Source organism: Cuniculiplasma thermophilum, assembly GCF_052315355.1.
GTDB lineage: Archaea > Thermoplasmatota > Thermoplasmata > Thermoplasmatales > Thermoplasmataceae > Cuniculiplasma.
The window spans coordinates 1-15,639 of sequence record NZ_JBLSDF010000040.1 but is presented as its reverse complement, the minus strand read 5'-3'; the positions used below and the strand labels follow the sequence as shown (position 1 = coordinate 15,639).

Genomic DNA, 15,639 nt, shown 5'->3' with positions numbered 1-15,639 from the left:
CCGGGATCTTGTTATGCTTTCAAGATACTTTCTCTCATCATCCGTCAGGGTGATGTGTGGCTTAACACGCTTGAACACCATAGGTAGATATGGATACTGAGTATAAATAATTGTAAGTGTATTATGGAAACGCTATACTAGTCCATTAATGTATATTCCAGAAAATACCAAGGCTGTGGCATATATAAATGAGAGTTTTGGTGATACGTTTTTATTCCATTCAAATCATTCCTCAGGGCTTATATTTTTTATGAAACAGGCAGATATATCTTCAATAGTTCCTCCAATTATCAAAGAGAACAGATCCTTAAATGTATCCCAGTTGTCCTGTTTTCGTGGGGTTCCCATATACAGCCTAACACAGGACGAAAATAACACACAAATTTCTGGGATATCCCAGGTGATATTAGGCAGCTTCGGAATTTCCTCCAAAAGGGTAATCTTCTCCTCTCCAAGTCCAGGAATTTTTCTAATTGGAAATATATCCTCCATTGAAAATTCCATTTCATCTTCCTATTCAAATCAGTATAATGAATTGGTTAGGGAACTAAATTTTTCCTCAAAATTTTCATTTGCGTATTTTATAAATTCAAGCAGAGTTAAGGCGATTGCAGGAAATTATTCAGATGGTATTCTTACGGCAAGGGTACTTACCAGTAGTATTAAGGAAGCCGTCGGAATTGCACTAACGCTTCAGTATATGCTTGGGAGCAGTTTCATTTCCCTTCCGGAGATGGACTCAGTGGTGATTATAGTTTCGGGTAATAATAGTTTCATATTCCTTCAATATTCCCTTATAAGAAGCATATTATCCATGGAAGGTGTTGACCTTTGATTTTCAGATTCCTAAGAATGACGGAATTTTACATAAAACACACCATAAGGTCCAGAGCTTTCATATTCATGATACTTCTTAACATAATGATATCCACACTTCTCGGATTATTACTTTTTTTCTCCACTGCATTGCTGAAAAGCTTTGTCCCAGGAAACATCCAAACAAGTGGACTGCCTGTTGTTCTTGTGGAAAGACTCTTTAATTTTCAGTGAGCCAATATAATGATATATATACCAGTATTATCAGCAGCATTCTTTGGCTCTACTGCGCTTCCCTATGAGTATGAAAGGGGGACCATATACAGCCTTTCGTCCCTTCCAGTAAACAATATGGAAATAATTATGTCAAAAATAACAGGTGCCACCTTTCTTTCATTCCTTTCAACCATGATTTTGGTTTTTTTTCAGGTCTTATTTTTTATTTTGCACTTCAGAGCCCTTCCTGGGATTACCTTTCTTGTATATATTTTACTTATACTTCTTGTAACATTTTCGGACGTGTGTTTTGCTGTTGCTGTGAGCGCATTCTTCAAAAATTCTGGATACTCGTCTATTTCCTTTCTCATAATCTACCTAGTGGTGTTGGACATTCTTTCCCTCATAGCCACTGGATCAGGAGTTATATCTCCAGTATTCATAAAGACAAACACTGATAGGATAATATATAGAGTGTTCCTGAATGCAGATCCTTACTTCCTTACATATACATTCTCATTGTCTCCCCTTAAGGGAATCGGTCTTATCTATATCTCAACCATCCTTGTTTTTTATTCAGTGGTAACCATATTAATTGGATATGTAATATTCTCCTTGAGGAGGTCTCTAAAATGACGTCTATTGAAATAGAGAAACTTAAACTAAGGGCCGATGGAAAATACATACTGGATATAGATCAAATAAAATTCCAGTCACCTTATGTTTATGGGATTCTTGGACCCAATGGTTCTGGAAAATCAACCCTATTAAAGGCAATGTGCGGAATAGAAAACCGCTATGAAGGTGCCATAAAGATTGATGATAATAACGTAATCACTCATCATGACTATATATCCTCTATTACTGGAAGCTTAATTGAGAACCATTCTGAAATTATCTGTTCGCATAGCCTTCTTTCATTAACCCAATAATCGTTCAGATGAACTGATTTTAACTTAGTATTGCTCTGGAATCTTTCGGTGTTTATGATCCCTATATTCTTGGAAAGATTTATCCCATGGGGTGATAGTATTATAATAACATCTGAATCATCGTTCCCCGTTAATTTTGAAATTGCGTGATTCATCTTTTTACTCTCTTCGTTAGGCATATCAATTATTTCATCCCCATGAGGGATCATATAGACTCGATTCAAAACCATACATACTGCAATCATGAGGTTGAGATAAGTTTTAAGATTTAATGGGTTACAGAGAATATGGTGCATAGATTTATAAATAATTGAGAAAATGGGAAACTTAAACTCAATCAGGTTCCTTTTGATAATTTATAAAGATAGTGGAATGTTTCGGAGGATTAGTCTTATAACCATTAATGAAAAAAGAAATCGCCTGATTCTTCATATTTAGGCATATTGGAAATTTTTAGAAATGTTAACCATTTGTTGCTTGAACAGATTATATGCCCAAGCATATCCCTGGCTATGGGAGCAGTGCATTACTTCCCATTCCTCAATGTGATAGAAATCGCTCTTCAAACTATAATCACCAAGGTCCCTCAGGATAGGTTTCCCATTTTATGGAATTATTTGCCCTTATTTTTATTTTCAATTATTTCCGTAATATTGCGGGATGTTGTATTGCTTAGCTTAACTTTCTGCTTGATGATCCCTATATTTTGCATTTGTTATGCACAGACCTCCCTAAACTTGAAAATTTAAATTATTACCTGATAATTCTCAGGATGGATATATGATAGGGATGTGTTATTTTAAGAGGATGGGACTAATGCCATTGGATCATACAGTATAATTTAACGTTTGGGTGGATTAATGCCATTAAACCGGAACAGTAATCTCTGAAATTTAGAATACTCCGATCAAAATTTATTATCTATTTTTCTTAAGATATTCCCGCATTTAGAAGTGTCCACTATACGAAAATCATGATTCGCTAGGATAAGGTACTTTATCAAATCCTTATTCCCTCTAAACCAGTATTTTCCGATCTCTTCATAAAATTCAAATGGCGTTCCCAGCTTATCTTTTTGAATTTTTTCCTGTTTCAGTATTTTAAAAATGTCATCCCTATCATTAGAAACAATTTTTACATCTCCCTTGAATTCTTGAATTATACTGATCAAGGACCTTTCACCAAGATTCTTTCCTGAACTTGGTTCCAAATTGGCTTTCCTTATGTCCAGTATATCAATGAGATCTCTCCAAAGGTCAAGCATATCGTCAATTACAGAATCAGAATATATTACATTATTATTTTTTTGCTGTATTTTATTTAAAAATGATTTGAACTCTTTCTCAACGTAATCTGTTATGATTATACTCAGACCCTTAGGAGCCTTTATGCTGTATGAAATTGAACTTCTAGGTAGGGTTCGTATTATGTTGGATATTACATTTGTATCAAGGAGTCTTATTTTCGATCTCGCCATAAATGATCACATCTGCTGTTTCCTGATCTATAACATTTTTCCTGAGTAGTGCATCAACATATTTTTCTCTGTTCGACCATAATGTGTCCTTGACATCGGAATTTGAGGTGTAATATTTTCGCAACTCTTCGTCGACAGCGGGATGAAAATATATGTAAAAAGTCAATTCCATAGGTTCAAGAGTTTTGACCAGGTTCTTAATATTATTAAGGATTTGGATTTCACCATCTTCAATCTGGAAATCCCCTTCGCTTATGGTTTCGCTCTTCAACTTTACGTGCTTTTTGTCTTTCCTGTTAACGAATAATTTGCCGTAACCTTCTAGTTCATTTATTTGACCATTTACCTCATCACTAAATGGACCGTATCGATAAGGTTCAAATGATGCAAGACTCAAAATATCTTTTGGGTTATATCCATTCTTCACAGCATAGGAATAAAGAAATAGAAATATGGCCTTCTGAAGGCTTAGCATTTCTATCTCCATATCGGAACTAAGATACAATATTCCTTTATCTATTAGATCGCCTACCTCATAAATATCAGGTTTTTTCTTAGTTTGGGGCACTTCTGGTAATAAAGGATATAAATATAAACCTATATTTCCTTCCTAAAATATATGAGGATTACCTTGACACCAGGGGATGAAAATGCAGAGAATATTTTCAGCTCTGTCTTTACCAATAGAGAAAATGTCTCTAGGAATGGCCCTTCTCGAGCATATAGAAAGATCCCGGGGGTTGCTAATGACAGATATTTTACAGAAGTCTTTATTCCTATCAGACAGAATGAAATAGAAAGCCAGAAGGGATATCAAAAATTCGATGAATTGATTGATAAAAAGGTAAAATCCAAGGAAGTTACCGATAACATAAATATCATTTCGTTTTTTGGTGACGAGCACGTTAACCCCATGGACATAGTAAAATTTGAGGACGTAGGGCTTCTGAGTAATTTTGAGACCTTGTTCAATGATCATATGATATGCACACCTTACTCCTTTAACCTCCATCATGGAAGCTATGAAGATATATTCTCTAGGGTGACTAGTATATTTGATTCCTTCTCAACCACCTTAAATAGCAAAAATTTACTCGGATATGTACCGGTATATGTAAACTATAGGGAAATTGAAAAACTTGTGACATATTATTCAGGAAAGGATATGGGTAATGTTAGTATAGGGACAGGGTCAAAACTAAATGCGATACCACTGATGATAGACTTTAAGGGAACCAATCCGGATACTCATAGAAGATCAGTGGCTAAAATAAATGAACTAAAGATCAAATATATGAAGGAGGGTTATTACCCAATTATATACGCATATAATGTTAGCAGACCAAGAATGAGCAAAAATAAGAGGAGTGAAATCGCAAAGGAATTTTTATTATCTTTTCTTGGTTTTGACTTGATAGGTGCGTCTAAGGCTATGGTCCATGCCATAGGTGGGAATTCCAGGGGAGTTAACTTTAATCTTGAAGACTTCACCTACACATATTCTGAAAAATATGGAAATACTTCTGAAACCAACAAAATGAAGTCTTTAATATATTATTCTCAATCCTTATACCTTGGTACAATACATCAAAAAACTCTTGAGAATTCAAATTATATATCTAAGGAAATGGAAAGGCGACCAAAGGTCAAAGAATACATTAAAGAGGTTACGGGATAATATAGGGAAAAAGCGAGAAAACTCAGTTACAGTTTTGACCGTGTTATTCAATTTATTTTAATATATAAAAAACAATTCAGCGTTATGCTCAATAGTGACCGAAATGACCTGCTAACATCTATCCTATGAGGAATCAAAGGACCACCAATAATAAATCAGACTTGCACAAAGGTTCTAGACGGGTCTGGAGGGGTATGTAGAAAATCATTCAAATTCTTCATTCTTGCATCTACCTAAGGAGGTGAACATCCTATGTTAGTACCACCCTCCAGGGAAAATAGAATGTATAATGTATTTGTTGAGGCAAGGAAATTTAAAATCCCTGATGAGACAACGAGAGTCCTCCTAGAAGAATTTACTGCCACTAAGTGGAGGTATCCTGTCTCGCTTGTAGAATTACTGGAGGTGGTGGAATGATGAATCAATTTGATTACTCCCATATTCCGGATCCTCAGACGAGGTTAGACAGGTATCTCGAAAGGAGAAATGGAGAAACAATAACTGCTTCCTCAATATCATTCCTCTTTTCTAATGATATACCTGAGGCGGAACACCAGCTGAGAAGATGGGTATCAAGACATCCCAGGGATTGTTTTTCGATTCGTGCCAGTCCTCTTGAAATCAGAATCACAGTCAATGAGAATCACAAGTACAACAGGAATGTACATGAAAAAAACTTCACTAGGAGGTATCAGTGATGAATAGCATACAAAATCAGGAATTTACAGGCTTGGGAATTTTTTACTACAATAATTCAGAGAGTAAAAATTTCTTCATGAAGCAGAGATTTACTGCGTTGGGAAATTACGCATATACGAAATTAAATTTTCGTATGTCTTCGAGAAGTAGAAAATACCTAAGTCTACAAGAATTAATTATATATATAATATATATAATTAATATCTTACTTCTTTCTTTTCTTTATTCTTTTTCTAATTTTATTTCTTTTTTTAGAATTAAAAAGGAGGTTTTCTTATGAAAAACAGGAGAGGAAGACCACTTGTTCATGAAGAGGCAAGACATGTAACTTCTATTGCTCTCCCTTTGAGCCAAATGGAATTTGTGAAGGCTAACAATCTGAATCTCTCTGAGCTGGTAAAAAACTCAATAGAGGCCTTACAGAATACTGATCAGTTCAAACTTCATGAGCTGGAGCAGAAGATCAACAAGATGAAACTGGATCTGAAGATTCTCCAGGATCAATACAGCAGGATGCTCATAGAATTTGAGGAGAAGGAAGAGATCAGAAGATCCCAAAAAGTGGCCAATGAATACCAGGCATACTACTTAAGGCAATTGATCCTTGATGAGAAATATAATCTCAGGGAACAATTAGATTACGTCCCAGCACTTCAAACTGACAGGGATATCAATTCTGTTTTTGACATTGAGGGTAGAAAATTGTTCCTCAAACAAGGCCTCTCAACTCAAAATATACCTTCAAAATGCAAGCTCATACTGAGAAACGTAGGTGCTGTTCAAAAGGGAGATCACATCGAAATTCCAGAACCAAAAAGGTATTTGAGCGGAAAGATCAAGGAGAATCTCTCCATAGAGAAAGAAGATCTTCTAATATCTGAGATCGAAGAGGGATTCTTAACGGAAGACCTCCTTCCTGGATATTTTATGAAATTCGGACCTAAAATCACGGATCCTGTCCTCGCAAAGCATGTCAGGGAGGAATATATGGAATTTTTGAGAAAGAGTCAAGTCAGGATCGAACCTCAGGATGGTGATGGACAATGATTCTATCGGAAGCATTGACCTGGGCGATTGTTCTTGGTGGTTTGACCATCTTGGTGGTAGGCACGGTTCTTGTCCTGATGTATGTCGGGGTGATTTGAACGACAGAGCCAAGAGTCCACGGAGGAAGAACCAGAAGGTATCTTCTAAGAGCCGGAGTGATTTCCTTCGAGGGAAAGACTTTGGCTGTTTCAAGCAAAGTGAAATGCGAAGTTTGCGGAAAAGAATTTCCCATAAAAACTAGCCAGTATCCAGGAGAGCCAGGGATCATATTACACTTCAGGACGTCACATTCTTTGATTTTCAAGGAAATTTATGAGAAAATAGAGGTGAAATAAGTGAAATATGAAAGTACGTCAGATGAAGCATACCTGGACAGGAATCTATGTGCTCAGGTAATAGTTAGAATGGCTCAGAAATTGGGATATGCCACTGGAATAAAGGAAAATGGAGACTGGCCAATCCTGTATGTTGATCTTCCATCAGGACAGGTTTCCTGGCACATCCCTAAATGCGAGCTACTTAGTGATTTCCCTGAATACTCGAAGGAATGGGATAGCCATGATGTAGTAGGGAAGAGAAAGAGGCTTATGGAATTTGTAAAAAATAAAGATAATTTTGAAAGAAAGGAGAGTGATTGAAAATGGAGAAAATAAAAGATATAGATGACGTTAGTAAGATAAATAAGAAAGGAGTTACCTTATTGGATCAAATGAATTTAAAAGGATTGCTATACATTCAAAGGGGGTGGAACTATGTCTTACTTTTATCATGATGTCATAAAAAGCTGGTTTATAGCCTTCCCGGAAGAGGTAGTAGATATATTAAAAAGGAAGGGAAAGAAATGGATATGGCTACAAGGAAAAGATATTAAGGGTAAGGAAGAAACATACGCAAAAGATAAAAGCTGGAATAAGAAACCGGAAGAAAGGAAAAGTGTATTCTATGATGTTATATATTCATTGAAAGTACCTTTAAAAAAGTACCCAGCCTCACTTAGGCCCTATTTCATTTATATAGAAATAAAGACGGGAAAATATAGGGAAGAGTGGGTTGAGCAAAAGAATCGTCAAATGGAACTTAGTACATACGCAAAGATATTTTCTACTTTCGAAGACTGCAGCCGGTTTGATTCAGAAAGAATGTACTTATGGGTGGTACCAGAGAGTGAATTAGAAAACACGCTGCGAGGCTTCATTGAATCCGATAAAATGGAGGATTTAAAACGTGTAAATAGGAGACTGTTCATATTACCGTTAGAATGGTTCAAGGAAGAAATTCTCAATTCCATTGAGGAATGTGAAAAGAAATTGAAAGAATTATAAAAAGGATATTTGGAAAGTGATTAAAAATGAAGGTGCTGTGAAAAAATGCAGACAAAAGAAGTGAAGGCAAAAAAATATGTTATTCCAGTAACAAAAAACAAAGAGAAATCCGCCAAGAAGAAAGGAGATGATGGAGAAAAATTCGTTGAGAGTGCACTCAAATCAATGGGATATGTCACTGAAATTCATCCAAGGACGTTCAGGCCGGTATTCCTCAAGGGAGGCAAGCAGGTCATGGTATCGAAGGATAATGATTTCCACAATGCATTCGATATTAAGGCTGAACGATTCGACCATATGATATATGTCCAGGTAAAATGGATGAGCAATGGAGAGACTGTGAGAAGTGATATCAAGGATGCCAGGGATAACATAGACCAAAAGTATCCCTACTATTTCCCATATCAGAAGCTCCAAGTTTGGATGGTCTGGAGAGAATGGGTCAAGAGAGCGGGAGAAATAAGACATAAGGAGTGGAGATTCAGGGTATGGCAGAGAGGCAAGCCCGAAGAAATAAATGAAAGAGGCATTCATTACTTCAAGTGGGAATGGAAAGAGGTCACGGATTAGGTCAGGAAGGAGTATGAATCCCATCAAAACACGACCAAATTAAAATCCAGCGACCATGAGGAATGCAATCGTACCATGAACAACAACGATGAAGCTCAGATCGTTTTAAAAGCGAATACAAATAAAAATAGGAGGTAACATGGAGAGACAATTGATATTTGGAGACAGCCTTGAAGTGAAGATAGAAATCCAGCTGGATGAAATAGACAAAAAGATCCTATCTATATTTTCATCCCATCCTACAAGATCGTACAAAGTCAGCCAGGTTAAGACTCTCCTGGATTATCAGAATATATTTCTTTCCCCTCAAAAAATAGAAAAAATATTGGACTTCTTTGTTACGACCACGATACTCGAAAAGAGGAAAGGATCAAGAGTGTATTCATATTTCCTGAGACAGACCAGTACTTAGTTAAACGAGTTTTTTGTAAGTTCTGAATTTGCTATTTCATAAACGGCATTTTTTAGTAGATCCTTCGGAACAAGAATATCATAAGACAGATATCTTAAATAAGATTCTACTTCTTCTTTTGTGCATTTTTTTGACCTAATACCCAATTCATAACGGTATTTCAAAAAATCTTCTGTTATTTCCCTTACCTGTCTGCTATCGACTAGTCTTATTACTCCCTTATGTAGAGCCAGAGAAGTTGACTCTAAATTGTTTTTTATGCGTTTACCTTCCTTGAGATCTTCCTTTTTGGAATATACAAGCGGCAAAATAGTTTCTAATTTACTGAATGTTCTAAAATTATAATATTTGGTTAAAATTGAATTATCTTCGTCTTCCTCTGTGTTAGTTTCTTCGCCTATATTTGCGATTCCCACTAGGTCATCTATTACTGATTCCAAATTTTCGATCTTTGAGGTCTCTTTCAGCCAAAATAAGAAAAACTGATCAATATCAACTGGCCATGTCTTATATTCTACATTACTCTCATTCAAATATGGAATAAATGTTTCGTTTACAAATCTTTTAGCATCAAAGTTTGGGGAATTGAAAACCTGTTCAAGTACACCTCTAATCTGATTTAATTCATTATCTATTTTTGTCTCCCTCTCTTTATTTCGCAAGTCGCTAAGTTCGCCAAAATTTGCAGAATATAACTCAATGTCTAAAAGCAGATTTACATATCTAATCATAAATTCTACGGAGAAGGCTGTTTTTCCATCAATATCAAAAGTATCTTTGCTAAAAAATACTATCTCGCATTGTAACTTTTTCGCCATTTCTGCGATCCTATCAATTTCGAAAGTTGCTTCCTCCCTGTCCTTTACCGCCTCATGAATGGGTCTTATCGGTATTGTTTTTATTCCAAGTTCAAATATTTCATCATACGATTCCAAAAACATGATTCCTTTCTCTTCTTGATATGTTTTAATGATCCCTAGCAATTCATCAAGAGAAAAATCTTCCATACCGTTTTAATGCATCTGTAATAAATAAATTTTGTTGAAATGAACCTTGGTATTAAGACTATAACGCAGAGCCTCTGCTTCAAATACTATGTGATAAGAAGGTAGGTCATAACATCAGTAATGGCAACTACAAAAAGAGCTAAGTCCAGTCGTTCTGGAGGAATGCATGGTGGCATGTCTTTGGGTGCGATCCTTATCGCAGTGCTGCTCAGTGCATTCCTGATTGTTGTGTATTTCTCGAGACCGGATATCTCGGTCATAAGAAGCATTCCCGTGATAACTCAGGGAATTCTTGCCCCTGCGGTTTTTGTTGGCGTTCTCCTGTGGGGAGTGGTTGAATATTCAACGAGTGCATCGAAGGGCGCAATTGTTCTTCTCGAGAGATTTATCCCATCCTTCATTATCGGGGCACTCATAGGCGGCTATCTTGGATATGAACTCAAATATGGCCAGTACGTTTTGAATCCTGCATTCTCGGGCAATATGTATGCCGAGTTCTATCTGATTGTATCATTCATTACAGTCTTCTCCATGATCTGGACAGTCGCATGGGCTCACACTCATGGCTTCAAGGGAAAATCCAATGGGGCAAAGTCGCTTGGATATTCTGAGTCGGCGAACAGAAAAGTACTGAGGATTATGAAAGCATTCATAGCCTTCATAATTCTCCTTCTTCTGATTGTTCCAGCGGGAGCTGAACTTGGAAGCATTGCGGCTTCCGGACATCAGGTCAGTTATCTTGATGGGTTGACATCCGCCACATCCGCTGGTCCTCTCTATTTGAATTCGCAGATAATTTCTGTTCGGGAAAATTCTTCATCAAGTTCCATCGCAGTTGATACTAGAGATGTACTTTATCCAGTCAACGAATTTGACATGCCGACTCAAGTAGTCAAGAACAAAACAGGTGCAGATATCACTGAGTTCTACAAGGTGGCGTACATCACGTCTGCCCTTACAACCGGTCAGATCAATCAGTATGCAATGACACAGATAGATCTCCATTTCTCATCCACGATGCACGCAAACATCACCCTTGGGACGGGTGTCTCCATCAACGCAAAAGATGTTCCGTCTCCGACATCTACTGAGCCCGTTGGTGCCGCTGTCTCAACCGTATTCAATGGAACGAATGCATCTTCATTCGTCCCTGTCGAAACAATCGATATGAACAATTCGACATATACAAATTTCACCCTGACTCCAAGCATGTTCCTCGGTAATCAGAATCTCTCAATATCATACGAAATTCAGACAAACGATACTTCTGAAATGGAACTCCAGCTCATCTATGTTGGAAATCCTTCCAGCTTCAACGTGCTGTGGCCATATCCAGTCATTCAGGCCATGTACCTCGTAGGAGGCGTAATGCTTCTGGCATTTGTCCCGGTAAGCATCCCGATGATTGATTTTCCCAACAAAGGAGGAAAAAGATGATTACAGTCAAATCAATCAAATCCCGGCTCTCAAAATTTTTTAATTCTATCCGGAAGAAGTCTGCACTGAGTGTTCTTGGAATTTCGATGTCCTCAATCACAAAGTCTCTTTCAAAAATCTTCTTAAATTTCCTTTCGTCAGTTGTCTCTGATATTTCAATTCTGTTCAGTCAGGCATTCGGAGGGTTTGGCAACGCAATTGTTCAGATGTTCCAGGTGTTTGGGGCATCAATGGGTCCATATGGTCCGCTGGCTCCAACTGTGTTCGTTGGCGGTCTTCTTCTTGCCGTGGTAGTTGGATACGTAGAGTTTGACATCATAGATGCCGAAAAGGATGTGACCGGATTTGAAAACGATCTGTGAGGTTCAAAATGACAGATTTCGTTCAGTCAGTGTTCGAGATCCTCATGGGATTCTTTCAGTCTTTCATTCTCCTGGTAGAGAATCAGATGTCGAATCTGACTATTTGGATCGGAATGACAATTGGAGGATTCTACACGTATTGGGGAAGTTCATTCTATGTGTATGGTCCTCTTGTGCCTTCGCTTTTCGTTCTATCAGTCGGATTGACGATTGCAGGCGTGATGTTCGAATTCACGATCCTGGACGGAGCAGAGAAAGTCGTGGAGGCTGCCTAGATGATATCGTGGGTATCCTATCTGAATCCGGCATATTGGGCTACGGCGGTTTCAAATTCATTCATTTCACAACTGGAGAGCGGTCTGCTGTATGTCCTCTCGGTGTTTCTGAATGCGATCCTAGGGATTTCATCAGACATAGGATCTTCGATATCCGTGTCCCTGGAAGATACCATGTATTTGATCATATCTGTCGGAGAATCTCTTGGCATCTTCGGACTTCCAGTTGTAATCATTGGGCTGATTGGCCTGATAGGATTCCTGATACTTGTATTTCAGGCAATCAAAGACGTGCCGATCGTTGGAGCTCTGACATGATATGAAGAAGATCATTGTTCTTGCGGTTCTGATGATCCTCCTTGGATCGGCCGGATCTGTCCTCTCTCTTACCACCGTTGAGCAGCAAGCATCAGGACTTCACGTTCAACCATATACAGGAGCATCGTCGGGGTCTAGTGTTTCCGTCACATCATATTACTGGGAATCTGGCATGAGCAGTGCAGTTCCATTCGATACGATTCGAGCGTCTGTATCACATACGGAATATGATACCGGCCAGTCAATCACTATTCACTTCTCAAATTCCTATACATGTTCGAATCCAGGATCCGGAATGGATTCGAACTCAATCGGACAGTTAATATTTCATTACTCATCTGACTCCGGTGAAAATCTTCCAATATATTATGCAAATGTCTCATACACCGCAGGCTATCCCTCCACAACAACATATCACAACGTAACTTTGACTTTCTCAAGTGCGTTCACATTCTCCTTTTCTGTTGAAGTAAACAGCTCAAAAACAGATAGCTACTCATTCGACAATGTGTCTTCTGTTTCAGAAGATATATTTGTTTCAAATGCGCCAACCGTGTCAATCAGTTCAAATCAACCCGCATCTGGAAGGCTTGACACAACCCAGACTGTGACATTCTCATCAGACATCTCCGGAGGATGGAGTCCGTATGAATACCAGTGGGCATACGAGTCGAGTAGTGCGACAGGACCCATACTAAATCCAATCTCAGGGCAAACAGGATCAACATTCACTACCTCCTTCACTTCTCCAGGCTCCTACAATATAACGGTGTGCGTCACTGACGCAACAGGATACGAAGTATATGCCAATGAAATTCAGGAAACAGTTTCGTATCCTCCAAAATTAGATCTCACATCCTCACGGCAAAGTACAGACATAGGTCATGAGATTTCATTCTATGCGAATGTATCCGGTGGGAACGGAGCAATCTCAATCACATGGTTCCTCAATGGGACATCTATTTCTAACTCAGGAAAGTACTACAACAGGACGTTCTCTGGTGCTGGAAACTATACTATTTCAGCGCACGCTGAGGATCAGGCCGATCAATGGTCGAACTCTTCTATCATCGAATATGTATATGGGCATATCTTCTCGTCGATTCAGGTCTCAAAGACTGAGATCGATATGGGTCAATCAGTCAATTTCAGGTTTTTCCCTGAGGGTTCAACCGGTGTCTATCTCTACTCAAACTTCACCCTTTTCGACAATACAACATCATCGGATCTCCTCACAGGGGAGGGAACCCAGTTCAACTATTCATTCCCTTCGTATAATGGAGCTACGTACGACGTGTTTCTGACATGGAGGGCTGTTTCATCCGATTTCGCAAAAACAACTTCAACAATAGGCCTAACCATCCATGATGATCCGACAGTATCGGTCAGTACGAATCGCGAAACAAACGACGTAAACGATTCGATAGAATTTACCGCAAATGGACCGGGTCCTATTTCCGGAACTGTCGGCGAATATGGAGGATGGAGGCCATACAGGTTTGTCTGGTTTGCGGAAGACATGACGAACAACACTGGCTGGAAGCAGATTGGATCACAATATGGGAATTCTTCTTCCATTACAACGTCATTCTATCCGGCAGGAACCTATGATATCTATGTCTCCGTCACAGACTCAGCAGGATACGAGGTCAATTCATCGGTTATATCTGTGACTATATATCCCCAGTTGAAGGCAGTTCTAACGTCAAGTCCTTCAACTATCGTCGATCTGCACTGCTCCGAGCTTGAGGGAATATCGACCGTGTTGACGTACTCTAATGGCGGACCAACTGCGTGTGCCTTTGAAAGCGATGAGAATTCTCAAAGCGATTGGTTTTCGATGACAAAGGGACCCGGCAATACGTACGATGCGACGCAGTGTGTTCCTCAGAGACCAGGCAATTACACAGCTCATGCATGGGTACAGAATACCATAGGCGACAGAGTCTACACACACACTACCACCACTGTTCTCCCCTATGACATGTCAACCGAGATTCATTCTCCCTATGAGGTTATTTCAGGCGAGGCAATATCTCTTTCCGGTTCCGCCCAGGCTCCTTCGTCCTTCACATATTACTCGGCCTATTTGAGGGAAACTCTATATTTCTCTCTCACGGGCTTCACCTATTCCTGGAATATATCTGGAGAACATTACAGCGGCGAGTCGGTTACCTACCAATTTGAACATTCCGGGTTCACTAAAATATCATTGACGGTCAGGGCAAACTACCTCACTCAAATAGGGGGTGTAGACAAGTCCGCATACCAGCAACGAAGCGAAACTCTGAATGTTACTGTCTTGAATTCTACCTCCAATTCCCCAGACATCCTCATCAAGCAATTCAAGGAATCCACTTCATCCTCTTATGATTTCACTTACTGGGTCACATTTAAGAATTCCTCATACAGTGAGTCTTTGATCACGATAGGGAACGAAACAGAAGAACCATCATCTGTGGCATTGTGTCCAAACGGGACAGTATTCGTCAATCAAACAATCACAGACAACCAGTATTCGCCGGGATTGTACTTTATTTCATTGACTGTGATAAATAACCTGGGGCAGGAAAACAGGACATCAAATCAGTCCTTCACAATTTCCGTAGCCCAGTCTAATCAGTTTTCTATCTACTCAATAGCTTCATTCTTCGGCGGATTTTACAACCTTCTGATTTTCATTGTGACAGTTGGGGGTCTGGTGATTGGTTATGCATCGTTGAAGGACAACAGCAAACCGCCCATAGTGCAGATTCCGGAGAAAAATGGAAAAATAGTGTCTTATCAATTGGCTGGGAAGAGAATCAAGAAGTAAGACAAAGGAGGAATAAAAAATGACTGAATTTAGAACCGTAAAGAGAAATGGAAAGAAGAGGGTCATTCCGATCCGAAAGAATGGAAAGGCAATAGAGAGAACGCTCACGAGGAAGGAGCATCCTATAATAAGTTTTCTTACATGAAATTTAATGTACATGGATTCATAGCTACCGCTGATCCATAGCTGTTTCATGTATTTCCTCTTCGTTCTATTCCTGTTTCCTGAATCTTTCTGGTATCTCAAATGGTCTGTT

23 protein-coding genes are annotated in these 15,639 nt (G+C 38.8%); 18 read left to right on the top strand and 5 right to left on the bottom strand.

Annotation, left to right across the window (positions count from 1 at the left end):
• Positions 1–225 precede the first annotated feature (225 nt).
• On the bottom strand, positions 226–504 hold the full coding sequence (locus ACNF42_RS07375; RefSeq protein WP_443340104.1) for a hypothetical protein: 279 nt from the start codon (positions 502–504) through the stop codon (positions 226–228).
• Positions 505–535: 31 nt separating this feature from the next.
• Between ACNF42_RS07375 and ACNF42_RS07370 the strand changes: the two genes are divergently transcribed.
• From ACNF42_RS07370 to ACNF42_RS07355, 4 genes are read left to right on the top strand one after another with little or no spacing between them, the layout of a single operon-like run.
• The gene (locus tag ACNF42_RS07370; protein WP_443340103.1) at positions 536–835 is read left to right on the top strand and encodes a hypothetical protein; all 300 of its coding nucleotides are present in this window, start codon (positions 536–538) and stop codon (positions 833–835) included.
• Entirely contained in the window at positions 832–1,050 is a 219-nt protein-coding gene (locus ACNF42_RS07365) for a hypothetical protein (RefSeq protein WP_443340102.1), read from the top strand. The genes ACNF42_RS07370 and ACNF42_RS07365 overlap by 4 nt, the downstream gene beginning before the upstream one ends.
• A gap of 9 nt (positions 1,051–1,059) precedes the next feature.
• Entirely contained in the window at positions 1,060–1,668 is a 609-nt protein-coding gene (locus ACNF42_RS07360; protein WP_443340101.1) for an ABC transporter permease, read from the top strand.
• Positions 1,665–1,964, top strand: a complete 300-nt coding sequence (locus ACNF42_RS07355; protein WP_443340099.1) for an ATP-binding cassette domain-containing protein — start codon at positions 1,665–1,667, stop codon at positions 1,962–1,964. The genes ACNF42_RS07360 and ACNF42_RS07355 overlap by 4 nt, the downstream gene beginning before the upstream one ends.
• Positions 1,965–2,871: 907 nt before the next feature.
• On the opposite strand, the gene ACNF42_RS07350 is transcribed toward ACNF42_RS07355, so the two are convergent.
• Entirely contained in the window at positions 2,872–3,441 is a 570-nt protein-coding gene (locus ACNF42_RS07350; protein ID WP_443340098.1) for a hypothetical protein, read from the bottom strand.
• Entirely contained in the window at positions 3,413–4,009 is a 597-nt protein-coding gene (locus ACNF42_RS07345) for a hypothetical protein (RefSeq protein ID WP_443340097.1), read from the bottom strand. The genes ACNF42_RS07350 and ACNF42_RS07345 overlap by 29 nt, the downstream gene beginning before the upstream one ends.
• Before the next feature lie 51 nt (positions 4,010–4,060).
• Here ACNF42_RS07345 and ACNF42_RS07340 point away from each other — a divergent pair, with 51 nt between their 5' ends.
• The 4 genes from ACNF42_RS07340 (at position 4,061) to ACNF42_RS07325 (ending at position 6,865) form a co-directional block, all read left to right on the top strand.
• Positions 4,061–5,119: a hypothetical protein gene (locus tag ACNF42_RS07340; protein WP_443340095.1), complete on the top strand. Its 1,059-nt coding sequence runs from the start codon at positions 4,061–4,063 to the stop codon at positions 5,117–5,119.
• A 252-nt stretch (positions 5,120–5,371) separates the two neighbouring features.
• Entirely contained in the window at positions 5,372–5,536 is a 165-nt protein-coding gene (locus ACNF42_RS07335; protein WP_443340094.1) for a hypothetical protein, read from the top strand.
• The gene (locus ACNF42_RS07330; protein ID WP_443340093.1) at positions 5,533–5,817 is read left to right on the top strand and encodes a hypothetical protein; all 285 of its coding nucleotides are present in this window, start codon (positions 5,533–5,535) and stop codon (positions 5,815–5,817) included. Before ACNF42_RS07335 ends, ACNF42_RS07330 begins: the two co-directional genes overlap by 4 nt.
• 277 nt (positions 5,818–6,094) lie before the next feature.
• Positions 6,095–6,865, top strand: a complete 771-nt coding sequence (locus ACNF42_RS07325) for a hypothetical protein (protein WP_443340092.1) — start codon at positions 6,095–6,097, stop codon at positions 6,863–6,865.
• Here ACNF42_RS07325 and ACNF42_RS07320 read toward each other — a convergent pair.
• Positions 6,831–7,133: a hypothetical protein gene (locus ACNF42_RS07320; protein WP_443340091.1), complete on the bottom strand. Its 303-nt coding sequence runs from the start codon at positions 7,131–7,133 to the stop codon at positions 6,831–6,833. The genes ACNF42_RS07325 and ACNF42_RS07320 overlap by 35 nt on opposite strands.
• 67 nt (positions 7,134–7,200) lie before the next feature.
• On the opposite strand from ACNF42_RS07320, the gene ACNF42_RS07315 reads away from it, so the two are divergent.
• The 4 genes from ACNF42_RS07315 to ACNF42_RS07300 all read left to right on the top strand — a co-directional run bounded on the left by ACNF42_RS07315 (position 7,201) and on the right by ACNF42_RS07300 (position 9,169).
• Complete coding sequence (locus ACNF42_RS07315; protein WP_443340090.1) at positions 7,201–7,503, top strand: WDGH domain-containing protein; 303 nt, start codon at positions 7,201–7,203, stop codon at positions 7,501–7,503.
• A 114-nt stretch (positions 7,504–7,617) separates the two neighbouring features.
• Positions 7,618–8,187 (top strand): hypothetical protein, encoded by a 570-nt coding sequence (locus ACNF42_RS07310; protein WP_443340089.1) that lies wholly within the window; start codon positions 7,618–7,620, stop codon positions 8,185–8,187.
• Between the two features lie 45 nt (positions 8,188–8,232).
• Entirely contained in the window at positions 8,233–8,757 is a 525-nt protein-coding gene (locus ACNF42_RS07305; protein WP_443340088.1) for a hypothetical protein, read from the top strand.
• Positions 8,758–8,896: 139 nt separating this feature from the next.
• Positions 8,897–9,169, top strand: coding sequence for a hypothetical protein (locus tag ACNF42_RS07300; RefSeq protein WP_443340087.1), 273 nt, complete (start codon positions 8,897–8,899; stop codon positions 9,167–9,169).
• On the opposite strand, the gene ACNF42_RS07295 is transcribed toward ACNF42_RS07300, so the two are convergent.
• Complete coding sequence (locus ACNF42_RS07295) at positions 9,166–10,176, bottom strand: hypothetical protein (RefSeq protein ID WP_443340086.1); 1,011 nt, start codon at positions 10,174–10,176, stop codon at positions 9,166–9,168. The two genes, ACNF42_RS07300 and ACNF42_RS07295, sit on opposite strands and share 4 nt — an antisense overlap.
• A gap of 120 nt (positions 10,177–10,296) precedes the next feature.
• Here ACNF42_RS07295 and ACNF42_RS07290 point away from each other — a divergent pair, with 120 nt between their 5' ends.
• The 6 genes from ACNF42_RS07290 (at position 10,297) to ACNF42_RS07265 (ending at position 15,528) form a co-directional block, all read left to right on the top strand.
• The gene (locus ACNF42_RS07290; RefSeq protein ID WP_443340085.1) at positions 10,297–11,613 is read left to right on the top strand and encodes a hypothetical protein; all 1,317 of its coding nucleotides are present in this window, start codon (positions 10,297–10,299) and stop codon (positions 11,611–11,613) included.
• Positions 11,610–11,975: a hypothetical protein gene (locus ACNF42_RS07285; protein ID WP_443340084.1), complete on the top strand. Its 366-nt coding sequence runs from the start codon at positions 11,610–11,612 to the stop codon at positions 11,973–11,975. The genes ACNF42_RS07290 and ACNF42_RS07285 overlap by 4 nt, the downstream gene beginning before the upstream one ends.
• An 86-nt stretch (positions 11,976–12,061) precedes the next feature.
• A complete protein-coding gene (locus tag ACNF42_RS07280; RefSeq protein WP_443340083.1) occupies positions 12,062–12,250 on the top strand; it encodes a hypothetical protein in 189 nt (62 codons plus the stop codon).
• Entirely contained in the window at positions 12,251–12,568 is a 318-nt protein-coding gene (locus ACNF42_RS07275) for a hypothetical protein (protein WP_443340082.1), read from the top strand.
• A 1-nt stretch (position 12,569) separates the two neighbouring features.
• Positions 12,570–15,383, top strand: a complete 2,814-nt coding sequence (locus tag ACNF42_RS07270; protein WP_443340081.1) for a hypothetical protein — start codon at positions 12,570–12,572, stop codon at positions 15,381–15,383.
• 19 nt (positions 15,384–15,402) lie between these two features.
• Positions 15,403–15,528 (top strand): hypothetical protein, encoded by a 126-nt coding sequence (locus ACNF42_RS07265; RefSeq protein ID WP_443340080.1) that lies wholly within the window; start codon positions 15,403–15,405, stop codon positions 15,526–15,528.
• Positions 15,529–15,639 lie beyond the last annotated feature (111 nt).

Bases quoted from the DNA above. Each gene is read 5' to 3' on its own strand.
- ACNF42_RS07280 (WP_443340083.1), top strand. From the start codon at position 12,062: ATGTCGAATCTGACTATTTGGATCGGAATGACAATTGGAGGATTCTAC.
- ACNF42_RS07270 (WP_443340081.1), top strand. From the start codon at position 12,570: ATGAAGAAGATCATTGTTCTTGCGGTTCTGATGATCCTCCTTGGATCG.
- ACNF42_RS07325 (WP_443340092.1), top strand. From the start codon at position 6,095: ATGAAAAACAGGAGAGGAAGACCACTTGTTCATGAAGAGGCAAGACAT.
- ACNF42_RS07285 (WP_443340084.1), top strand. From the start codon at position 11,610: ATGATTACAGTCAAATCAATCAAATCCCGGCTCTCAAAATTTTTTAAT.
- ACNF42_RS07275 (WP_443340082.1), top strand. From the start codon at position 12,251: ATGATATCGTGGGTATCCTATCTGAATCCGGCATATTGGGCTACGGCG.
- ACNF42_RS07305 (WP_443340088.1), top strand. From the start codon at position 8,233: ATGCAGACAAAAGAAGTGAAGGCAAAAAAATATGTTATTCCAGTAACA.
- ACNF42_RS07340 (WP_443340095.1), top strand. From the start codon at position 4,061: ATGAGGATTACCTTGACACCAGGGGATGAAAATGCAGAGAATATTTTC.
- ACNF42_RS07375 (WP_443340104.1), bottom strand. From the start codon at position 504: ATGGAATTTTCAATGGAGGATATATTTCCAATTAGAAAAATTCCTGGA.
- ACNF42_RS07350 (WP_443340098.1), bottom strand. From the start codon at position 3,441: ATGGCGAGATCGAAAATAAGACTCCTTGATACAAATGTAATATCCAAC.
- ACNF42_RS07360 (WP_443340101.1), top strand. From the start codon at position 1,060: ATGATATATATACCAGTATTATCAGCAGCATTCTTTGGCTCTACTGCG.
- ACNF42_RS07300 (WP_443340087.1), top strand. From the start codon at position 8,897: ATGGAGAGACAATTGATATTTGGAGACAGCCTTGAAGTGAAGATAGAA.
- ACNF42_RS07290 (WP_443340085.1), top strand. From the start codon at position 10,297: ATGGCAACTACAAAAAGAGCTAAGTCCAGTCGTTCTGGAGGAATGCAT.
- ACNF42_RS07355 (WP_443340099.1), top strand. From the start codon at position 1,665: ATGACGTCTATTGAAATAGAGAAACTTAAACTAAGGGCCGATGGAAAA.
- ACNF42_RS07320 (WP_443340091.1), bottom strand. From the start codon at position 7,133: ATGATCCCTGGCTCTCCTGGATACTGGCTAGTTTTTATGGGAAATTCT.
- ACNF42_RS07335 (WP_443340094.1), top strand. From the start codon at position 5,372: ATGTTAGTACCACCCTCCAGGGAAAATAGAATGTATAATGTATTTGTT.
- ACNF42_RS07330 (WP_443340093.1), top strand. From the start codon at position 5,533: ATGATGAATCAATTTGATTACTCCCATATTCCGGATCCTCAGACGAGG.
- ACNF42_RS07310 (WP_443340089.1), top strand. From the start codon at position 7,618: ATGTCTTACTTTTATCATGATGTCATAAAAAGCTGGTTTATAGCCTTC.
- ACNF42_RS07265 (WP_443340080.1), top strand. From the start codon at position 15,403: ATGACTGAATTTAGAACCGTAAAGAGAAATGGAAAGAAGAGGGTCATT.
- ACNF42_RS07295 (WP_443340086.1), bottom strand. From the start codon at position 10,176: ATGGAAGATTTTTCTCTTGATGAATTGCTAGGGATCATTAAAACATAT.